The following is a 1,221-nucleotide window of genomic DNA, read 5'->3' on the forward strand; positions in this document are numbered from 1 at the left end:
GCCTGAATGTCATCATCTTCTCCAGTGAAAGTCTGCCCGGCAATTGCGACGACGGCGATCGTGTTCTCGTCGACGTACTCGGCCAGATCTTCGGCAGTCAGACGGTAGTTGCCCGGCTTCAGCGGTACGATGCGCGGCTCTACATCGAAGTAGCGCAGGAACTTTTTCCAGACGATCTGTACGTTACCGCCAGTCACCATGTTTGGGCGTGTGGCGTCCTTGCCCTCCGCCTGGCGCTTTTGTCGCCAGTTCCATTTGTGCGCAAGACCAGCGAGCATGCAGGCCTCTGAGGAACCGACGGTTGCGGTGCCATAGGGCTCGGCACCCTTGGGCCCGTTCCAGAGTTGATGCAACCAGCGCACCATCCTTTGCTCGGTCGCGAAGACCTGCGGATACATGTCGTGGTCGATATAGTTCTTGAAGATGTTGCGCGTGGCAACCTCTCTCGCCTCCGGTTCCGCCCATGTGGTCACAAAAGACGACATATTTAGCATCGGATTGGCATCGGTCCATTCCTCACTGATCACCAGCGCGGCCGCCGCACGCGCCGACATCCCCTCCTGTGGAAACTTATTCTCGGACACCTTGAAATTGAATTCATCGTAGGCGGTAACCTTGTCTGGAGTGGCAGCCATTATTCACCTCGCATAGCGCTTGACCCGTTGGACGAAGCGTCCTCTGGGCTTCCTTCTTGTCCAGCGCCACACGCTCGCGACAGTCGCTTACGTCGGCGGCCAGCTGGGGAGTTTCCACGCTAGGTCTTGCCACACCTGACCCCTTGTTGCAGATCAACGAACGAGGAGGCGCGGCGCGCCAAACTGTGGCGGGTGCCCGACGAGGCGTACGCTGGCGGATATTCCACTTGCCTCGCGCGAACAGATTGATATAGCGCAATGGGAGATCGCGATCATCGCCTTTCCTTATTAGTGAGGGGTGCGCCTTACGCACATGGCGAGGCCTTATGAAAATCGAGCGCAGGAAGGTCAGCACTGTCCTGACTGTCGTCGCTGTACTGATCCTTGTAGCCGCGCTGCCATCGGCAGTGCGCGAGACGTTTGAGACCGGAAGAATCTATCTCTTCTCCCACCAGTTCGTTGACGATCTACCGCAACGCTTCACGGGCCCAGGCCGGATGCGTTTTGTCCTGCAGCCACTGGTTGCCGTACTTCTCGGCGTACGAGCCGGGTGGCGGGACGCTCACGCAGGTCGCCTCCCGTATAT

1 protein-coding gene and 1 pseudogene are annotated in these 1,221 nt (G+C 58.6%); one reads left to right on the forward strand and one right to left on the reverse strand.

Translation table 11 applies throughout. The annotated features are described in order from the left end of the window. On the reverse strand, window positions 1–635 hold a 635-nt coding region (locus tag AC1DPR_RS32040; RefSeq protein ID WP_477818034.1), incomplete at its 3' end, for a pyridoxal-dependent decarboxylase. A gap of 326 nt (window positions 636–961) precedes the next feature. On the opposite strand from AC1DPR_RS32040, the pseudogene AC1DPR_RS32045 reads away from it, so the two are divergent. Beyond that, window positions 962–1,221 (forward strand): annotated as a pseudogene (locus AC1DPR_RS32045) (hypothetical protein); the annotation flags it as partial.

The organism is Rhizobium sp. 01T417, assembly GCF_056398905.1.